Origin of the sequence: Roseivirga pacifica, from assembly GCF_900111145.1 — a bacterium.
GTDB lineage: Bacteria > Bacteroidota > Bacteroidia > Cytophagales > Cyclobacteriaceae > Roseivirga > Roseivirga pacifica.
In genome coordinates this window covers 28,396-48,768 of sequence record NZ_FOIR01000006.1, presented here as the reverse complement: position 1 = coordinate 48,768, position 20,373 = coordinate 28,396, and the positions used below count along the sequence as shown (strand labels likewise).

Genomic DNA, 20,373 nt, shown 5'->3' with positions numbered 1-20,373 from the left:
AAGGTTTGGGGGCGTTAGTAATATTATACGAGTAGAAAAATGAGGTCTGCGATTACCAGAACCTGAAAAACAAACGCCAATGTGCTAATCTTCTTTTTGTACTTAAATGCAGCTGCAAAAACAATAATGGCAAGCAGTGGAAGCACTAGCCCAGAAACGAGCCTCAAAGAATATATGGATCTGTTGTTAGCGGAGGGGATTTTGTACCAGTTTACCTCTTTAAAAATGCTGGAAACCGAGTATTCGATCTTTTGATTGACTTGTACGGACTGAGCAAATGCTTCGGTAACCGGAAAGGTGTGTGCATTGGTGGTTATGGCGTAGGAATAATGGGAATTGCCACCGGCATTATAATACTGTTGGTGCGCACTTTGAATGTCTACAATTTTATGGCTTACCAATTTACCAGGCAGCGCAAAATCTATGAGTATAAGCAATGCGGCTAATGAAAATATGGCATTGAATATCGTGAAAGGTGTTGGATTGGTCATTTTAACATTAGCTATGCGCCACTGTGGTGGCAGTTATAAATGATATATCTAATAAAAACCTCCTGATAGCCCTGAGTTTCCCAATGCTATCAGGAGGTTTGCAGGTTAAATTGTATAATCCAATTTATCTAGTGAGGATTGTGTTTTTTCTATCCTTTGTGTGTAATATGAGTATAAATTTTCACAAACTCGTTAGTATTGTTTACCAACGAGTTTGTGAAAAGTAGTAGCTGTTAATCAAGGGCGCAACAGTGGTACAAAGCGATGTATCTCTCTCTCGTGATTTCCATAGGCCCCATTGGAAACGGCTCTGAATACCTTGCTTTAGTAATGACTTACTACTTTTACTCCGCTCTAAGGCTATCCACAGGATTTTGTCTGGCTGCTTTTAAGGTCTGTATGCCAACGGTTAACCAAGCCAAAAGCATGGCAGAAATAGCTGCAACAGCGAATATCCACCAGCTGAGTTCTGTGCTGTAAGCGAAATTCTGAAGCCAATTGTTTGCTACGTAATACCCAATTGGCACAGATGTGAGAATGGCAATAGCCACCGTTTTGGTAAAGACATTTGTCAGTAATTGGAAAATAATCAGTTGGCTTGCACCAAGTATTTTGCGGATTCCTATTTCCTTGGTTTTTCTTTCGGCTGTAAAAGCGGCTAAACCAAAGAGACCCAAGCAGGAAATGATAATGGCAATTCCGGCCATGTAGTTCGAAAGGTCAGCCACTTTGTTCTCAGAATCATACAGGGACTTATAATCGTCAGCCAATAGAGTTGGGCTGAAAATCTGACCGGGAAATATACCCTGAAATACCTTTTCAATCTGAGCGATGGTTTCTGTCTCCGAACCTGGTCTGAGCTTTACAAAATATTGCTTTCCTCTTTCTCTGAACTGAATAATGAGTGGTTCAATTTTCTTGTGTAGCGAGCCATATTGAAAGTCTTTAATCACTCCAATTACTTCCATTTCACGGTCATCGCCCCAGTCAATCTTAGTTCCAATAGGGTTTTCAAGCTCCATATATTCAACTGCCGCCTCATTTAAAATGATGCTGCCTACACCATCATTGAAGTCTCTGGAGAATGATCTTCCTTCAACTATTTCGAGACCAAGTGTTTCAATAAAGTTGTAGCCTACTTTGGGTGAGTCGAAGAGGTGGTTATCGTCATCTTCTGTGCCTTCGATCCATGAAAAACCACTATTGTTATCATCGGCTGCTAAAAAGTCACCCGACATGTTGGCTGTACTGAGCACTCCCGGAATCTTCATCAGTTCATCGAAGAAGGGTTGTGGACTACTATAGTCAGAACCTCCTTCTCTGAAAGTAATTATTGCATCCCTTTCATAGCCTAATGACTTTTTCTGGGTGAAATCGATTTGCTTATTGATGACAATGACACCAATAATAAAGATAACCGAAAGGCTAAACTGCACAATTACCAACCCTTTTCTAATCCACTCTTCGCCCTTCAAATTAGATACTTTGCCTTTGAGCACCGCAACAGGCTTAAATCTGGACAAGTAAAAGGCAGGGTAGCTTCCCGCCACAAAACCAGTCAACAGAACAAGTAACAGAGTTGGCAAAATGTACTCTTTCCAGCTTAATACTAATTCTTTGCCGGAGATAGTATTGAACTGCGGCAATACAAGCTTCACCAAACCAACGGCTATAACAAGTGCTATGATAGAAAGAAGGATAGATTCACTTAAAAATTGAAATATCAAAGCAGTTCTATTGGCTCCAATGGCCTTTTTTACTCCAACTTCTTTAACTTTTTTGGATGCCTGAGCCGTAGAAAGGTTCATGAAGTTGATGCAGGCAATGGCCAAAATGAATATGGCGATATAGGTAAAAAGTCGAACGTTTTCTATTCTTCCCCCAGTCTGAATGCCGCTTTCATACTTTCCGTAGAGATAGTTTTTAGAGTATTGCTGAACGAACAAATGGAATCTGTCGCTGTCAGTGTTGATGGTTAAGTAGTCAGCTATTTTAGCATTGAATGCGTCAATGTCCGTTCCTTCCTTGAGGACTACATAAGTCTGTGCATAACCACCATTCCAGTGATCGGCCCAACGGTCTGCTTCGATTAAGTTGTCATAATTGAGCACCACATTGAACCTCTTAGAAGCATTTTTTGGAGGTGCTTTGAAGACTCCCGTAACAATGAATTCTTTGCTAAAGATTCTATTGTCCCAGGAGATGGTTTTTCCCACCGCATTTTCAATGGTACCGAAAATGCTTTGGGCATATTCATCAGAAATGACAACTAAACCCTTATCGGTAATTACGTTTGCAGGACTGCCAATAAGCATCTCATAGGTCATTACTTCAAAGAAGTTCGGACTAGCGAAAAGTCCGTTTGCTTCAAAATAGTACTCATCAAACTTAATAGTACCTCTGGGGCGAAAGAAGCCATTGCCAACTCGTACAGCATCTTCAACTTCTGGAAAGTCATTTAGCAGGGCTTCGGCCAATTTGCCGGAGGTATAGTCCCATGTATTCACATCATTGTTAATGGAGAAATTCGACATCACCCAATACAGTTGATCGTCTTTTTCATGAAAGGTGTCAACCGACTTTTCGTCTTCTACCCACAGGAAGATTAATAATGCTGCAGCAAGGCCAGTAGAAAGCCCTAAAAGATTGATTAGAAAAGTGGTTTTGTATCGCTTAAAACTGCGAATTGAGATTAATAAGTTGTGTTTTAACATGCCGAAGTTGTTGAGTTTTTGACTACCAGAGAATTTTCTGACTAGAGAAGGCCTGATCAGTTTCAGTACTTCCAAATGATATAATCTGCTGGCTTTTGACTTTGAATATTTACTGAGCAAGTCGTGATAGACTTCCTCTAAATCGCCCTCGATTTCCTCTAAATATTGACCTCTTAGGAAATATTTTAGCAATCTGGTTGACCACTTGGGTGGGCCAATATGTGCCTCGTGACTACTCATTAGGCAATGGAAGCCCAAAGTAGGGTTCGAACCTCTTTTATTTCTTCCAATGTTTGAATGGCCAGGGGAGTCGCTGTATAGATTCTTTTTCTCTTTCCACCCCTTACCGCAGTAGCTTCTCCAAACTCAGACTTTAGAAAGCCTTTTTCTTCCATACGCTTAAGAGCCGATTGAATGGAACCAACGCTGAGAGTTTCATTGAGCCTTTCCTCAAGCTCACGTTTAATTTCCACACCATAGGCTTCCTCCTTCAAAACAATGACTGTGAGCAGAACCAACTCTTCAAGCTCACCCAGTTTGGTTTTCTTCATGATGATTAAATTCGTAATTGCAGTAAATATAGAGAAATATATTATTCGTAATTGCAGTTTTTATTGAAAAGTTGCAAGTCGGAAGACCGAAGACGGGAGTGAGGAAGCATTATCTTTAACTATATAGTCTATTAGAGGATGATTTTTGACTACATGTTCAAGGTTTTGCTATAATTCCTGAATCTGAATTTTCAAGTGGGTTAATTCCTTATAAACATTGAAGACTTTAGTTAATGGTAGAAACAAAAAAAACCAACCTGAATGATCAAGTTGGTTTTATTAAGTCTATCGTCTAATATCTAAACTCTCTCAGCTACCCAATCCTTAGCATTCACAAATGCCTGAATCCACGGGCTCAATAGGTCAGCCTTTTGTTCTGCAGGGTAGTTACCCCAGTTCCAAGGGAAGATTGAACGCTCAAAGTGAGGCATAATCGCTAAGTGACGTCCGTCCTTGCTGGCCAAACCGGCTACGTGGTAGTCAGATCCGTTTGGCGATGCTGGGTAAGCCTCGTAACTGTACTTGGCAATTACATGGTAATCACTCTCAGCTTCTGGTAGTCTGAAACGACCTTCACCGTGAGCAACCCAAATCCCTAATCTCGTGCCTGACAATGAGCCAAGCATTACCGAGTTGTTTTCAGGAACAGTCACGTTCACAAAACCCGACTCGAATTTATGGGCAATGTTATGGTCTAATTTCGGGTGTACTTTGTGCTCAGGGTAAAGCAAACCAAGTTCGCCCATTAGCTGACATCCGTTACAGATACCTAATGAAATAGTGTCTTCACGAGCGTAGAAGTTATCTAGCGCTGCTTTTGCTTTTTCGTTATAAAGGAATGCACCGGCCCAACCTTTGGCTGAACCCAAAACGTCTGAGTTTGAGAATCCACCTACAAAAGCAATGAAGTTTACATCGCTCAAGTCCTCACGGCCTGAGATCAGATCAGTCATGTGAACATCTTTTACATCAAAGCCGGCTAGGTGCATGGCATAAGCCATTTCTCTATCGCCATTTACGCCTTTCTCACGAATAATGGCTGCTTTGATTCCCGTAGGCGTTTTTCTGTTCGGGTCAAGCCCTAGCGCCTCATACTGACCGCTGAATCCTTCAGGGAATTTGAATGCTAGTGGCTGCTTCTTATAGTTTTCGAAACGTGCTTTGGCCAATTCCTCACCCGACTGTTTTTGGTCTAGTAAGTAAGAGGTTTTGTACCAGGTGTCTCTTAGGCTAGCAATGTCGAGCAGGTAACTTTGCGTATTGGTTTGAACCGAAAGAATTGGCTCTCCAATCGGGCTGCCTATTGCATAGTAGTTCGCTCCCAAACCTTCAAGGTTAGCCATTACGGTTGGAATGTCCGTGTTTTCAATTTGAAGCACCAACGCTGGCTTTTCAGAGAAGAATACCGAAATATCATCCGCACCAGTAATGTCTTTCAAGTCTGCTGAAATACCTAAATCTACCTGAGCGAAGGTCATTTCTAACAAGGCCGTGATCAAACCACCGGCAGAAACATCGTGTCCGGCTAGTACTTTTCCTTTCTTAATAAGGTCTTGCACATAATCGAAAGTAGCCGCAAAGTTTGAAGCACTTTTAATGGTAGGTGCGCTTGTACCAATTTTGCCAAGTACTTGAGCGAATGATGATCCGCCCAACTTAAAGTCATCTCCGGAAAGATCGATGTACAATAAAGTTGAATCAAAGTTTGGCTGAAGCACAGGCTCCACCACTTGCTTCAGGTTGCTTACTTCGCCAACGGCAGAAACAATCACTGTACCTGGTGCATACACCACATCGTCTTTGTATTTCTGCGTCATCGACATGGAATCTTTTCCAGTCGGAACGTTAATACCTAATTCGCAAACAAAGTCAGAAAGTCCTTTTACAGCATCGTACAAACGAGCGTTTTCGCCTTCGTTTTTCGCAGGCCACATCCAGTTGGCTGAAAGTGAAATTCCTTTCAAACCATCGCTAATTGGCGCGAAGATCATGTTGGTCAATGATTCCGCAACAGATAGCTGCGAACCTGCCACTGGGTCGATCAGTGCCGAAACAGGCGCGTGACCAATTGTAGTGGCGATACCTTTTTCGCCACGATAATCCATAGCCATTACGCCCACATTGTTCAATGGCAATTGAATAGGCCCTGCAGTTTGCTGCTTAGCCACACGGCCAGTTACACAGCGGTCAACTTTGTTGGTTAACCAGTCTTTACATGCCACAGCTTCTAGCTGAAGCACAGCATTTAGGTATTGCTGAAGCTGTTTTATGTCGTAAGAAACATCGTCATATTGGGCTTGTGCCGATTTATCTTCCAAAATGGTTTTTGGAGATGAACCAAACATATGCGCCAAGTCCCAATCCATTGAGTGCTGATTGGTTTCTTTGTTTTCAAATTTGAAGTGATTATCTCCGGTAATGTCGCCTACTACATACATTGGTGCGCGCTCACGCTCGGCCACCTTTTTCATGTAGTCAATGTCTTTTTGCTTCATTACCATTCCCATTCTCTCTTGAGATTCGTTACCGATAATCTCTTTGTCGGAAAGGGTAGGATCGCCCACAGGTAGTTTCTTTACGTCTATGGTTCCACCAGTTTCTTCTACCAATTCTGATAGACAGTTAAGGTGGCCACCAGCACCGTGATCGTGGATAGAAACGATTGGGTTTTTGTCCATTTCGGCCATGGCACGAACGGCATTATAAACCCTTTTCTGCATTTCTGGGTTAGAACGCTGAATGGCGTTCAGCTCAATGCCAGAAGAAAACTCGCCAGTATCAACAGAAGACACTGCACCACCGCCCATTCCAATGCGGTAGTTGTCACCTCCCATCACTACTACTTTATCGCCAGTTTCAGGCGTGTCCTTTAGGGCATCGGCTTTTTTACCGTAGCCAATACCACCAGCCATCATAATCACTTTGTCGAAGCCGTGTTTCTTACCGCCTTCTTCGTGCTCGAAAGTAAGTACCGAACCAGCGATTAGCGGCTGGCCAAATTTGTTACCAAAGTCAGAAGCACCGTTAGATGCTTTGATAAGGATGTCCATTGGTGTTTGGTATAACCACTTGCGCTCAGGCATGTTGGCCTCCCAAGTTCTGCCATCTTCCAAACGAGAGTAAGAGGTCATGTAAACGGCTGTTCCGGCCAAAGGCATAGAACCTTTTCCACCTGCCATTCTATCTCTAATTTCTCCCCCTGAACCGGTTGCTGCACCATTGAAAGGCTCTACAGTGGTAGGGAAGTTATGAGTTTCGGCTTTCAGTGAAATTACCGATTCAAAGTCTTTCGTTTCGAACCAATCGGCTTTGTCTTGCGACTTTTGTGCGAATTGTTCTACAACAGGGCCTTCAATAAAGGCTACGTTGTCTTTGTAAGCAGAAACTAGCTTGTTTGGATGTTCCTCGGAGGTTTTGCGAATTAGCTTAAATAGGGATGAAGGCATTTCTTGCCCATCGATAATAAATACTCCGTTGAAGATTTTGTGTCGGCAGTGTTCAGAGTTTACCTGCGAAAAGCCAAATACTTCGCCATCGGTAAGGTTTCTGCCTAGCTTTAAGCTTACTTCTTTTAGATAGTCAATTTCTTCCTCGCTAAGGGCTAGGCCCTCTACCATATTAAAGGTAGCAATGTCTTCAATGTACTTTACAGGCTCAGGTGCAGCATTAATTGTAAACAAATCCTGATCTAGGCTTTTGTAAAGCACCTGTAGCATTGGGTCGTAAGCTACATTTTCGCTTGCAGCTTGCTCAAATTCCTCAATGCGGGTAATGCCTTCAATACCCATGTTTTGAGTAATTTCTACGGCATTGGTACTCCACGGAGTAATCATTTCCTTACGAGGGCCAACAAAAAAGCCCTTCAGTTCACTGCCTTCTATAAGAGAAGCATTTCCGAAGAGCCACTGTAGTTTAGGTAGGTCAGCCTCTTTTACTGCAGATGAGCTGCTTACCGCATAAATTTTGCCTGAACCGGCATCGAAGAATTGAATCATTAGAACGTACGTATTTGGGTACTACTTACGGCCGCAAAATTAGTAAAAGATTTGGGTTTGAATGGTAGAAAGCTGCTTACAATATGAAGTAAAAATTAGAAACGTTACTTGACAGCTGATTTATGTTGAAAAACGAGTTGTTCTACGTGCCTTTAGGTGTAAACCACTATTTATAAAACCACTACTAATTACGCTTCATATTAATGTGTGTTTGATGCACATTTGTAGTGTTATTTGGAAAGACAAATAATGTTTAGGTATTCTCTTGCTATTGTAAACACACACTGCCTTAACCTGGCTAAAAACTCGAGACAGCAAGAGTATCGGAAGCCCTGGTCTTGATTGGTCAGGGCTTTTCATTTTGTGGCTGACATGCTAATGCGTAAAAATACGTGTTTGCCAAAAACCAGCATTACCACGCTAGTAGCCCAGTGAGTAACCCGCCATCTTTACATCATAATCATACACGATACACGCAATAGACACCAGCCAGCTGAAGTGTTGCGCACACAGCACTTTGGCGGACGCGCCTACAAAGTCTTGAAAATATTGTAGGAGAACCACACACAATGTAATTCCCTGTTTGGCAGGGGTTGATTAGTAGAGGTCGGGGAGGCCCGACCTCTTATTTTGAATTATCCAGATTAAGATTACATAATTCAATAGGGTTTATAAGAACGGATTATTTAGCTTTAGACTGACCAATTAAAAACTTAAGAATAATAAACTGATCAACCATGCAACTTATAGCAATTGATACGGCCAAAGAGCAAATGCTGAATTGGCAAAAACTCCAACAAGCAGCCATTCCTTCCATGATGGAGGTGTTTGTAGAAAACCCAATTGACAAGATGGGTGAGTATAACAGAATTACCTATTTGGATTTCGGAACTGCTAATAAAGAAATCGCAGAAAAAATTAGACAAGTAGATACTTCTAAAGGTGACTCAATGAACCTTTGCTTAGGTATTAAGCGATTAGATGAATTTGATTGTGATGCCTTTACCTTATTTTTTGAAGTGACCCTAGGAGGTGAAGAGTTCTATTTTGAAGCTGAAAAGTATGGTTTCGATACGATAATTAGCCCAATTGACGGGCGATTCAAGCCACATGTTGGTGTTTCTGTAGAATACAAAAATGAAGTTTGTGCTGACTGGGCGACAGCGCCTTTTTTTGAATTGAACGAAGCGTTTTATAGCACCACCGATATGAAAACACAAGGTAATGGAGGTGTTGAATACCATGTGAAACCAAGAAGAGTAAGGAAGTTCATCCTTCCAGAAGATGATATTTCTGCCATAAAAGGAGTTATAGAAAGTAACTCACATTTGCACGTGCACTTTGGTATTAACTATAGCCATGTAGTGCGCAATATGGCAGGTTTTACGCCAGTGTTAGAAGTTAAGAATATAGCGCAGGGTAAGGTTGGCTATGCTGACGGTGAGGAAGATGATACTTACTTAGACTTTGTAGTGCCTTGTCCACCAGAGTGCAATCCAGGAGGGAACAATAACAATTAATTTGATTCATATTGGATTTAAAAACACTTTCTTCTTTAAGCATCGTTGCTCCGGCTATTGTTGCCATTGTAGCTTTTAAAAGACTACCCAAGGAAGCTAAATACTTGGCATGGCTAACAATAATATCGGCCGTTGTAAATCTCATTGCCAATTACAAATTGAACTTCTTTGTTAATGAAGTTGACAGGATGAACGTGCAGTATTTTAACCTATTCGCCATAGCACAATATGTTTTGTTGAATAGGTTATTTTTCTTGATACTTAAAAGGGGAGCTTGGAAGAAAGTGTTAAATGGGCTTTTAGTCCTTTTTTTAATTTTTGCTGTAGTAAATATCATTTTATGGCAACCATTCAATACATTTGGTTCAAATGTTATATGGGTAGGGAACATTAGTTTTGTAGGTTTTTCTCTCCTGTATTTTAGTCAGTTGTTAAGCAGTGAGAGGTATCATAATCTTACACAAGACTGGGTGTTTTGGTTAAGTGCTGGTTTATTGTTGTACAATGCTAGTGCTTTCGTACTTTTTTTAATGACCAGTTATATTGTAGAGGCGAATAGGGATATTTATTATGCGTCTAATCGTTTAAATGCGATATTTAACTTAGTGCTTACCGGGTTCTATTTTGTGTCCTTATTTGTTGCAGCAAAACGGTACAAATTGTCTCAGGTTGATGATGCTTAGCCGTTATTTCCTAGTTTCGTATTGAATGGAAGATTTTGCATTAACGGAGTTAATCGTAGGAGGCATGTCTATGATGTTTCTTGCTGCGGGTGGAGTTATCGCCTTTTTTATTACTTACCAAAAACGACTGCTTAATCAGCAATTGAAACATAGGGAGGCTGAAAAAGCACACCAGCTGGAGCTGCTAAATGCCAACTTTCAGAGCCAAGAAAGAGAACGTAACCGCATTGGTAGAGACTTGCATGATGAGGTAGGGGCTCTTTTAACTACAGCGAAGCTTTATTTTAGGTACCTAGATGCAGCCCAATCTTCAGAAAAGTTCGAAGAACTTAAGGATAAGGCCATGGATGTTTTGGAAGAAACCATAGCTAGCGTTAGACGTGTATCGCACGATATGCGCCCTGTAGTGCTCGAGCGATTAGGCTTGGTAGACGCCATAGTGGATATGGCCGATAAAATCAACGATTCGGGCGAAGTGAAGATTGTGTTTGAGCATAACCTTACACAAAAGCTTGATTTCGAAATGCAGCTGAACTGGTACAGGATTACACAAGAGCTTATAAACAATGCTTTAAAGCATGCTAATGCCAGTGTAATTACAATTCGATTTCATGAAAAGGGCAACACCTTGATAATGGACTATAAAGACGATGGTGTTGGCCTGAAAAACAATGCGGTTAAAAGCGGTATTGGATTGCAGAATATTGAGAGTAGGTTGAGTTTGATGAAAGGTAAAATGGAATTTCCGAAAGGGGAGAGCAAAGGCCTTGCATTGAGTTTGACCTCCAAAATTGCTTTGAATAAAACTAAAGAAAATGATTAAAGTAGCGTTAGCAGACGACCACAAACTTTTTAGAGAAGGAATAAGGTTTATACTCGGGCAAATGGAGGGGTTAGAAGTGCTCTTTGAGGTGTCGAATGGTGCTGAATTGCTAGAGACGTTAACCGAGGAAACTCCAGATGTGGTGTTGCTAGACCTAGATATGCCTGAGTTAGATGGTATTGAGGTACTTAAGAGTTTGCGACCTGAGAGGACTGATATTAAGATAATTATTCTGTCTATGCACAGCGATCAGAAAATGGTGGCGCATTTAATGGAGTTAGGGGCTAATGCTTACTTGTTGAAGGATACAACGCATGAAGAATTAGAAAAGGCAATTAAGTCTGTAGATGCAGAAGGTCACTATTTTAATGAGTTTGTCTCTCAGGCTATGTTGAAAGGGTTAATGAGTAAGACTAAAACTAAGCCAACCCTTAAATACAATGTAGATCTTACTCCTAGAGAAATTGAGGTTCTTGAATTGATATGTCAAGAGTTTACAGCTAAGGAGATTGCTGACAAACTATTTATCAGCCACAGAACCGCTGAAGGGCATAGGAAAAACTTAATTGATAAGCTCGGGGTAAAAAATACTGCCGGACTTGTAATGAAGGCTATTAAAGAAGGAATTATTTCCGTTTGATGCGGACCGAATTGAAAAAGGGAGGTTGATCAACCTCCCTTTTTTTATGCCTTAGTCTTTTTTAGTAGTAGGATAACTAATGCCAAGTTGCTCCAAATATGTGCTGTACTTGGTCTCATCGTAATAGAACTTCTTCATCTCAGGGCGAAACTGCTCCATAATGCCTTTGTTAAGATAAGTTGGTGGCATATCATCTTTACCAATCATAGGCTGGTACTTTGTTTCTTTACTTTGAACATTGTTAAAGTAATCCCAAGCTTGGTCAACCAATTCTGGTTTAAGAAAGAAGTCCAAGATGGTCATGGCTTCGGCACGAGCGCCTGCCGTTGCTCCTTTATGGGCTATAGGTGTGGCCATGGCAATGGCATTGCTCCAGTGGTGGCCTTGTAGTCCCGGAATATTAGATGGGAACCTCATTGTTACAGTAGGTACAACCCAGCTAACATCGCCAATATCATCAGAACCGCCACTGCGAGGGGTAGTTACCGGAAGCCCAAGGCTAGAAAGATCGGTAGCAAGTCCGCGAGGGTTGGAGCCTACTTCTTGCTGAACGGCTTTTGCCAATGTTTGGTCATCTTCGGACCATTCTGGCAAGCCAACTTGCTTAATGTTTTCATACATGGTTTCAGCGATCACTTTATTAAAGTGGCGTGGCCAGGCGGTACCCAGAATGCGAGAAGTCATTTTGGTATCGGTCATTAATGCGGCTCCAGCTGCTATGTTGTTAGCGTCTTCGTACATTTCCATAATGCCCTCATAGGTTACATCTCTAAAATAGTACCATATAGATGCTTTTGACGGCACAACATTAGGCTGATCGCCAGCATCGGTAAAAATTGAATGAGACCTTTTTAAGGGGTGCAAATGTTCTCTTTTGTAGTTCCAGCCAACATTCATTAGCTCAGCCGCATCAAGGGCGCTTCGGCCTCTCCATGGTGAGCCAGCCGAATGGGCCGCTTCTCCTTCAAACGAATATTCAACAGAAATAAGTCCTGTTCCACTTGCCTGACCGTACGATACGGATAGGTTGCTGCTTACGTGTGTAAAAATGCATAGGTCAATATCATCGAAAACGCCATCGCGAGCGTACCATGCTTTGGCTGCAACGAGTTCTTCAGCGATTCCAGGCCAGAGTATTAAAGTGCCGCCAATGTTTTCACGCTCCATTATTTCCTTTACCGCCAAGGCTGCGCTAATATTAAGTGGAATACCTGCATTGTGACCTTCTCCATGGCCTGGTGCACCTTCAACCATTGGTTTGTGGTAGGCTACCCCAGGGTATTGCGATGCTTTCGGTATGCAGTCTACATCGCTACCAAGGGCAATGGTAGGGCCTTCTCCGTTGTTCCAGGTAGCCAACCAAGCGGTAGGGATACCTGAAATGCCTGTTTTTATTTCAAACCCGTTTTGTTCTAACAGCTCGGTAAGGTATTTGGAAGATTCGTATTCTTGAAAACCCAATTCGGCAAAGCTGAAGATCTTATCGACCATTACTTGGGTTTGTTTGTGGTTGTTCAGCACGATTTCTGAAACCTCATTTTTGAGCTTCTCAATTTGCTTTTTGCTGTATTTTTTTTGGCCAAATGCCATTCCACTAATGAAAAGCATGGCCACAAAGAAAGTGGTTGTTTGTAGTAGTTTTTTCATGATTAATTCGGTTCTAACTCAAAATATGAAAAACATGAGTGGAATGAGTTGTCTTTTATAACAGTGGTCCAAAACCTATTCAATGCTGTTTTAACCTATGTGTTTGCTGGATTGATATAACTGAAATTCAGCATAAAAACTGGTTAATTCTGTTGTAGTAGCTTGTGCTAAACCACTCGTCCTTTGTGGTGTAATTGGAAGGAAATGAAAAAGATTATTCTTTTTATAATGGACAAACAGAGTAGGGCTGTGGGGACGGTTTTTATGACCATGGCCATAATGTTTGGAGCTTGGGTGGCCAGGTTGCCCGAGATCAAAGATCAATTGGGTTTGAGTGAAGGACAGTTAGGATTAGCCCTATTCTTTATGCCTTTAGGAGCTACTATATTGCTTCCTTTTTTCGGCAGAATTAGTGCTGCATTAAAAGAGAGAAGAAGCACAATGTTGGGGATTTCTGCTTTTCTTTTAACCGTTGTCTTGCCTGCATTAGCCACTAACTATCTAATGCTTACAATAGCATTACTGTTTGTCGGGTTTGCTATGGGGTTGGCCAACGTGGCTATGAATGCCTCCGCTGCTGCAGTTGAGCGAACGGAGCAAAAGTCTATTATGTCGGCCTGCCATGGTTTTTTTAGTTTGGGAGGAATGATTGGGGCGGGTACCTCATCGTTGTTTATCCAGCTGGGGGTAAGCCCATTTTGGCATTTGGTGTTTTGGGCTATTTTAATGGGGAGTGCGTGTTTTTCTTCATCTAAGTATTTATTGGAAACAGAGGTGGAGGAAAAGAAACGAGAGAAATTCTCTTTGCCACCTAGGTCCGTTTTAGGGTTCGCACTTGTTGGTTTTTGTATTATGACGAGTGAGGGAGCTATAACCGATTGGAGTACTATTTACTTAAAAGAAACACTTTCAGCACCAGGTACTGTTGCTAGTTTTGGCTTTGCCATATTTGCTGGTTTTATGGCCTTGGGTAGGTTTTTTGGTGATCAGTTGATTGCCGTTTTTGGTTCTAATCGCATGCTCGTGGCAGGTTGTTTACTTGGGCTGTTTGGTTTATTGGTACTCCAGCACGGATATTATGGGTTTGCGCTTATTGGCTTTGGGTTGATTGGCCTAGGTTATTCTATCATCATCCCTACATTATTTAGTCAATCGGCCAAGCAAGAAGGTGTAAAGGCTTCAGTTGGTATTGCCTCAGTTGCGTCCTCAGGTTACATTGGCCTACTACTTGGGCCGGTAATTATAGGCTTTGTTGCCGAACATTGGGGGCTTGGCAATGGGTTTATGTTTCTTACCGGACTTACTGCTATAGCTTTGGTAGTGGTGTTTTTAAATTCGAGCCGAGTAAGGTTCAAGTAGAATTTTATAGATGGATTTTCTGCAAGAGTGGAATAAATCAATTAACTTATTCATCGAATTCGATGTACAACGATTAAACACACTAAAATGGCAATTAAACAAAGCTTAGAAGCAAATAAGCAGTTCATCTTAGATTCATTACCTACTCAAGAACTAAAAGATGAATTTCTAAAGAACCTAGAATCAGCCCCTGAAACTGTAGCTCAACCAAGTGTTCAAGAGCAAATCAAAGAAGCTGAAGCTCCTGATTACGTTACGGAAGAAATGTATGCAGGTATAAAAAAGGAACTTACAGATATGACGCCAGTGCCTAAAATGACACCGGCAGAGGAAAAGGCTGCGATTGAAGAAGGGCTTAAAAACCCGCCAAAGGAAACAAATCAGGAAGATGAGGCCGCTCAATAGTCCTCTTTAGAATGAGATTTGAAAGCCACTCAACTGAGTGGCTTTTTTGTTGAAGATCTAAATTGGTTTGATTCAATTGATTAATTCTTTTGGTTTTTTGTACTTAATGTGTTTAAAGATTGTAGGAGTCTTTACTAGTATTTATCTTCCCAAACCTATAAATACCAACAACCATGTATCTTAAAAACACACTGACTCTTCTTTTGCTAGTGGGGTTCTTTTCAAAGGCCACCGCTTCATATTATTCCAGTGACCCCAATTTTGCCAATTTAAGTACGGAATTTTTTTATGCTATTGAGGGTACTGAGGTGGTGCGTTTAGACAAGTTTATGAATGCAGAACCGATTGGTGTAACGGTGTGCGAAACATGTTTGATCGGGGTTTCTCCAGTAGGAGAACTCTACGTGATTAATGTAGATGAAGGTTTTGTAGATAGAATGGACCCAGAAACCAAAGAAACTTCAAGGGTTGTCGATTGGGAATGGGGAAACGAAACCTACGTTGGCAATAGAATGCCGGTTGATTTTCAGGGAGATACAATTAGAATCCCGGGTTTTGAAATTAATCTACAAAACCAGATTCTGACTAAGAATAACGAGGGTTTTTTTAGCGGGAATATTGATGGTGGAATTAATATAGATGATGTTTCTTTTGACCCTGTTCTGTTAAAAAAGGTTTTCATCAAAACTGATTATTGGAGTGGTGGTTCTCAGTCGTATTTAATTAAAGAAGATGAGGAAACCGATTTTCCTTCTTCTGATGGAGTAGAGCTAGATAGGCGTTTTCTCGGGATTTTTTACAATAAGAGTGGTCAATTATATGGGTATGGGAGAAATACAGGTGACGGAGAAAATCTTTATGTAATTAACCAAAAAACTGGAATATCCACTTTAGTCAATAGTCAGTTTAAATACCGAAGTATTACTGGGAATGCGAATTTTGAGAATAATGGAGTTATTTCAAAAATAAATTCTTTTGATTTTGGTCTAAGAAAAGTCGGCAGTGAACCAGTTAGTTTGGCTTTTGAATTGATTAATAATTCAGGTGAAACGGTAGTGTTCAGTGGGTTTGATGATGCGAATGATTCTAGCCTTGAGATATCAGATAATAGTGGCGAAAATATTCTAGTTGGAGACACATTGAAGGCTATAATTGAATTTTATCCATCGGAGCTGAATGAGCTTTCACTGTATAAGAAGTACAAGTTTGTACTTCAAGGAAATATAATTGAAGATAGTGTCTCTATTAGCGCTAGGTCATTCGATTTTACGAATATTGAGACTGAAAACATATGGAAACTTTATAGTAATGATAACCATAACTTATTTTTAGGTAAGCTCGATGAGGAGTTTGAACAACAAGAGTTTATCAATTTGAATGAAGCTATTGGTGATGTAGCTATTACCCCGGAAGGAGGGCTTTATGGACTGTCTGCCGGTAAGGTTTATAGGATCGATCAAAGATCCGGAGGAACGGAACTTGCCTTGGTCTTAGGGGAAGAGGTTTCTAATTCTACCACTCAGAATCATTATTTGAGCATTACCTTTACCTCAGAATCTTCTGGTTATGCCATTAAAAGGTCTGCCGCTAGGTCGGGTGGAACGGGCTGGAGTTATTCTCAAAGAGTAGTTAGTTTTGATTTGAATACTCAAGAAGTTACTTCTTCCAACAACTTGAATTACTTTCAGGGGTTAAGTGCCTTAACTTTTGATCCTTCAATTATAAGCTTTTATGCTTTCGGTAGGGCTGAAGAATCATCAGCAGGAGTGATTAAAGTAATTTCAGAAAATGGTGAGTTGTTAAAAGAGATTGAATATCCCGAATCCATTTACCCCAAAGGTTTTTTTGTTACAGAGAGTGCTATTCCATATCTATATGATCACAGTGGAGTTCTTTATGAAATGGATGTTTTTGAGGGGGAGTTTACTCAGGTTGGCGAAGTGCTTGGAGCTACATCTTTAGTATCAAAGTTGCCGGAATTCGGAAGCACTCCTAATTTCGATAATGTAGTTACTTCTACGAATGAAGACTTATTCGCTAACCTATCGATTTACCCTAATCCTGCATCTGGCGAAGTTCTACTAAGGGGCTTGCCTAATAATCTAATTGATATAGATATTGTTGGGCTTGATGGTAAGGTGCATAAGCTGCCTAACAATAATGAAGGTTTCGATCGAATTGATATCAGCAACCTCAAAAAAGGGCTCTACCTATTTCGTTTTTGGTCTGAAAGTGGACTTCTAGCTAAGAAGAAGTTTATTAAACATTAAAACTCTTCCCCATTTAAATAAACCTTATCAATCCAGTTTACACCAAAATTGTAGCTAATGGAATTGAGGGTTTTGTCTTTTTTGCCAATTATAAAGTTGGCCCTTTTGCCTTTGGTAATGCTACCAACCTCGTTTTCTAATTCAAGGGCAAAAGCGGCATTAAAAGTGGTTGCATTAAATGCTTCCTGAGGTAGTAATTTCATTCTTATACATGCCAGGCTATTTATGGTGCTCATGTTAAAGGATGGGGCAGAGCCGGGGTTAAAATCGGATGCCAAGACTAGTGGTAAGCCATTATCGATCATCTTTCTGCCTGGTGCAAAAGGAATATTCAAATAGAATGAACAGCCAGGTAGTGCAACAGGCAAGGTGTCCGAGTCTTTTAAGAGGGTGATCTCCTCGTCAGGCAATACTTCCAAATGGTCGACAGAAAGTGCGCCAAACTCAATGGCGTTTTCTATTCCGCCAATAGCATTGAATTGATTTACATGTACTTTGGGCTTTAGATCGAATTTTTGTCCAGCTTCAAGTATGGTACGCATTTGGTCTACCGAATAGTAGCCTTTCTCGCAAAAGCAGTCGATGTAATCGGCCAACTGGTTCGAGAAAATTTCAGGTAACATCTCCTGAATAATGGTTTGCATATACCGCTCTTTATCTTCGGTAGGAAAGGCATGTGCTCCTAAAAATGTGGCCTTAATTGGTATTTTAAAATCTTGCTTTAAATGCGCGATTACTTTTAGCATTTTTAATTCAGCCGTTGTGGTTAAACCATAACCACTTTTAATTTCAATGGCTCCGGTTCCTGCTTTTATAGCTTCATTGAGTCGAGCGGAGGCCCTTTCCACCAATATCTCTAGGGGCGTCTCTTGCAGCTTTTTTGCCGAGTTAAGAATACCGCCTCCAGCTTGTGCAATAGACTGATAGTCCATGCCTTTGATTTTCATTACAAACTCTTCGTCTCGGTCTTGGGCAAAAACCAAATGTGTATGCGAATCAACAAAAGTAGGGGTGATTATGCAGCCTTTAACATCAACGGTTTCTTCGTTTTCTGAAGGAACAAAATCCTCCATTTTGCCAAAGTCTTCAATCAGACCGTCTTTTACGGTCATCCAAGCATTTTCCAGAAAAGGTACATCGGCCATAATTGGCCCTCTTAGTAGGTTTGTACCCTCTGCACGTACTTGGTAAAGTTTGCCTATGTTGATAAAGGATTTTTGCATAATGTTAATTTCTACCTTTTCAAGTGGTATTTCAAGTTGTGGTCTGAATAGTTTAAAGTAGGTTTTTTAAAACCTCATCATCAACCAAGTTTGGTTGCGTTACTTTTAGCTTCGGCTCGGCTTGCATAGCGCGTTTTATGGTGCTTATAGCATGTGGGTTGCGCGCCCAGTTTCTTCTGGCAATACCGTTATTTACATCCCAAAATAGCATGCTTTCTAAACGTTCATCTGATTCTACAGAACCATCTAGCAACATGCCAAAGCCTCCGTTTATTACTTCGCCCCAGCCTACGCCACCACCATTGTGTAGCGATATCCATGTGGCACCACGAAACGCATCGCCCACAAAGTTCTGAACGGCCATGTCGGCAGTAAATTGAGAACCATCGTAAATGTTGGAGGTCTCCCTGTACGGAGAGTCCGTGCCTGATACATCGTGGTGATCTCGGCCAAGTACTACCGGGCCTATTTTGCCTGCTTTTATGGCTTGGTTGAATGCTTTTGCAATACGTATTCTTCCCTCGGCATCTGCATAAAGTATCCGCGCCTTTGAACCAACTACCAGTTTATTTTCTTTGGCCTGTTTTACCCAAAGTAAGTTGTCTTGCAACTGTGGTTTGATGTCGGCTGGTGCTTCTTTCAACATTTCTTCAATTACCTCTGCGGCCAAGGCATCGGTAAAGTCTAAGTCGGCTTGCTCGCCAGAGGTACACACCCAGCGGAAAGGCCCAAAACCGTAATCGAAACACATTGGCCCCATGATGTCTTGCACGTAGCTCGGGTATTTAAAGTCGATGTTGTTTGCTGCCATTACATCGGCACCAGCACGGCTGGCCTCCAGTAAGAAAGCATTACCATAATCGAAGAAATATGTGCCTTTGGCTGTATGGTTATTTATGGCAGCGGCATGTCTTTTAAGTGAGTCTTGAAGTGCGGTTTTGAATGCCTCTGGATTGTTGACCATCAGCTCATTTGCTTCATCATAACTTAAACCAACCGGGTAGTAACCACCTGCGTAAGGGTTGTGCAAAGAGGTTTGGTCGGAACCTAAATCAATTGTGATGTTGGCTTCGTCAAAAGCCTCCCAAACTTCCACTATGTTACCCAAGTAAGCGAAGGAGGTTTTTTCTCCCGCATTTCTAGCAGCTGTTACTTGAGCTTTTAATTCTTCTATATCATCAGTCACATGATCTACCCAGCCTTGCTCGTGGCGCTTATAGGCCGCTTTAGGATTCACTTCGGCTGTTACCGAAACTAAGCCCGCAATGTTAGCCGCTTTTGGCTGCGCGCCACTCATGCCGCCAAGCCCCGAGGTTACAAATAGTAGCCCCTTAAAGTTACCATCTGGGCGTTTCATTCTAGCTGCATTCAATACGGTAATGGTGGTGCCATGGACTATGCCCTGTGGGCCAATGTACATATAAGACCCCGCTGTCATTTGACCGTATTGGCTTACACCCAAGGCGTTCATCTTTTCCCAGTCATCGGGTTTGGAGTAGTTAGGAATGGTAAGACCATTGGTGACCACCACGCGTGGCGCATTTTTACTAGAAGGAAAAAGTCCCATTGGATGGCCTGAATACATTACCAAGGTTTGCTCATCCGTCATTTCGGCTAAGTACTGCATGGTAAGACTGTACTGTGCCCAGTTTTGGAAAACAGCCCCATTTCCACCATAAGTTATCAGTTCATAAGGGTGTTGCGCTACTTTATGGTCCAGGTTGTTCTGTATCATCAGCATTATGGCCTTTGCTTGCTCAGAATTTCCTGGGTAGTCGGCAATGTTTTTGGCTTCAATCGGCTCTTTCGGCATAAAGCGATACATGTAAATACGGCCAAAAGTGCTCAATTCATTTGCGAATTCATTGGCCAATGTTTTGTGCCATTCGGCCGGGAAGTAACGCAATGCGTTCTTTATCGCCAGTACCTTCTCTTCTTTAGAAAGGATGTCTTTTCGCTTTGGAGCACGATTTACATCGCGTTGAAGTGCTGGCGCTGTAGGCAATTCGTTTGGTATACCATTCAGGATTTCTTGGGCAAATGCTTTCATGA

14 protein-coding genes are annotated in these 20,373 nt (G+C 41.5%); 7 read left to right on the top strand and 7 right to left on the bottom strand.

The window, feature by feature from the left end:
* Positions 1-23 precede the first annotated feature (23 nt).
* From BMW98_RS19890 to purL, 4 genes are all read right to left on the bottom strand, one after another.
* Positions 24-491, bottom strand: coding sequence for a hypothetical protein (locus BMW98_RS19890; protein ID WP_090261203.1), 468 nt, complete (start codon positions 489-491; stop codon positions 24-26).
* A 344-nt stretch (positions 492-835) separates the two neighbouring features.
* On the bottom strand, positions 836-3,445 hold the full coding sequence (locus tag BMW98_RS19885) for an ABC transporter permease (protein WP_090261202.1): 2,610 nt from the start codon (positions 3,443-3,445) through the stop codon (positions 836-838).
* Complete coding sequence (locus BMW98_RS19880) at positions 3,445-3,756, bottom strand: PadR family transcriptional regulator (RefSeq protein ID WP_090261201.1); 312 nt, start codon at positions 3,754-3,756, stop codon at positions 3,445-3,447. The genes BMW98_RS19885 and BMW98_RS19880 overlap by 1 nt, the downstream gene beginning before the upstream one ends.
* A gap of 299 nt (positions 3,757-4,055) precedes the next feature.
* Complete coding sequence (purL, locus tag BMW98_RS19875; RefSeq protein ID WP_090261200.1) at positions 4,056-7,751, bottom strand: phosphoribosylformylglycinamidine synthase; 3,696 nt, start codon at positions 7,749-7,751, stop codon at positions 4,056-4,058.
* A 737-nt stretch (positions 7,752-8,488) separates the two neighbouring features.
* Between purL and BMW98_RS19870 the strand changes: the two genes are divergently transcribed.
* The 4 genes from BMW98_RS19870 to BMW98_RS19855 are packed head-to-tail and all read left to right on the top strand — an operon-like array spanning position 8,489 to position 11,417.
* The gene (locus BMW98_RS19870) at positions 8,489-9,271 is read left to right on the top strand and encodes a hypothetical protein (RefSeq protein WP_090261199.1); all 783 of its coding nucleotides are present in this window, start codon (positions 8,489-8,491) and stop codon (positions 9,269-9,271) included.
* Positions 9,272-9,282: 11 nt separating this feature from the next.
* Positions 9,283-9,954, top strand: a complete 672-nt coding sequence (locus tag BMW98_RS19865; protein ID WP_090261198.1) for a hypothetical protein — start codon at positions 9,283-9,285, stop codon at positions 9,952-9,954.
* A 25-nt stretch (positions 9,955-9,979) separates the two neighbouring features.
* Positions 9,980-10,777, top strand: a complete 798-nt coding sequence (locus BMW98_RS19860; protein WP_090261197.1) for a sensor histidine kinase — start codon at positions 9,980-9,982, stop codon at positions 10,775-10,777.
* Complete coding sequence (locus BMW98_RS19855; RefSeq protein ID WP_090261196.1) at positions 10,770-11,417, top strand: response regulator; 648 nt, start codon at positions 10,770-10,772, stop codon at positions 11,415-11,417. Before BMW98_RS19860 ends, BMW98_RS19855 begins: the two co-directional genes overlap by 8 nt.
* 51 nt (positions 11,418-11,468) lie before the next feature.
* Here the strand turns inward: BMW98_RS19855 and BMW98_RS19850 are convergent, their stop codons facing one another.
* Positions 11,469-13,064, bottom strand: a complete 1,596-nt coding sequence (locus BMW98_RS19850; RefSeq protein WP_090261195.1) for an amidohydrolase — start codon at positions 13,062-13,064, stop codon at positions 11,469-11,471.
* A gap of 204 nt (positions 13,065-13,268) precedes the next feature.
* Between BMW98_RS19850 and BMW98_RS19845 the strand changes: the two genes are divergently transcribed.
* The 3 genes from BMW98_RS19845 to BMW98_RS19835 all read left to right on the top strand — a co-directional run bounded on the left by BMW98_RS19845 (position 13,269) and on the right by BMW98_RS19835 (position 17,098).
* Positions 13,269-14,423: an MFS transporter gene (locus BMW98_RS19845; protein ID WP_090261194.1), complete on the top strand. Its 1,155-nt coding sequence runs from the start codon at positions 13,269-13,271 to the stop codon at positions 14,421-14,423.
* Positions 14,424-14,510: 87 nt separating this feature from the next.
* The gene (locus BMW98_RS19840; protein WP_090261192.1) at positions 14,511-14,828 is read left to right on the top strand and encodes a hypothetical protein; all 318 of its coding nucleotides are present in this window, start codon (positions 14,511-14,513) and stop codon (positions 14,826-14,828) included.
* A gap of 173 nt (positions 14,829-15,001) precedes the next feature.
* Entirely contained in the window at positions 15,002-17,098 is a 2,097-nt protein-coding gene (locus BMW98_RS19835; RefSeq protein WP_090261190.1) for a T9SS type A sorting domain-containing protein, read from the top strand.
* On the opposite strand, the gene hutI is transcribed toward BMW98_RS19835, so the two are convergent.
* Both hutI and BMW98_RS19825 read right to left on the bottom strand, forming a co-directional pair.
* Entirely contained in the window at positions 17,095-18,321 is a 1,227-nt protein-coding gene (gene hutI, locus BMW98_RS19830; protein WP_090261189.1) for an imidazolonepropionase, read from the bottom strand. The genes BMW98_RS19835 and hutI overlap by 4 nt on opposite strands.
* Before the next feature lie 52 nt (positions 18,322-18,373).
* Entirely contained in the window at positions 18,374-20,371 is a 1,998-nt protein-coding gene (locus BMW98_RS19825; RefSeq protein ID WP_090261187.1) for a urocanate hydratase, read from the bottom strand.
* Between the last annotated feature and the right edge of the window lie 2 nt (positions 20,372-20,373).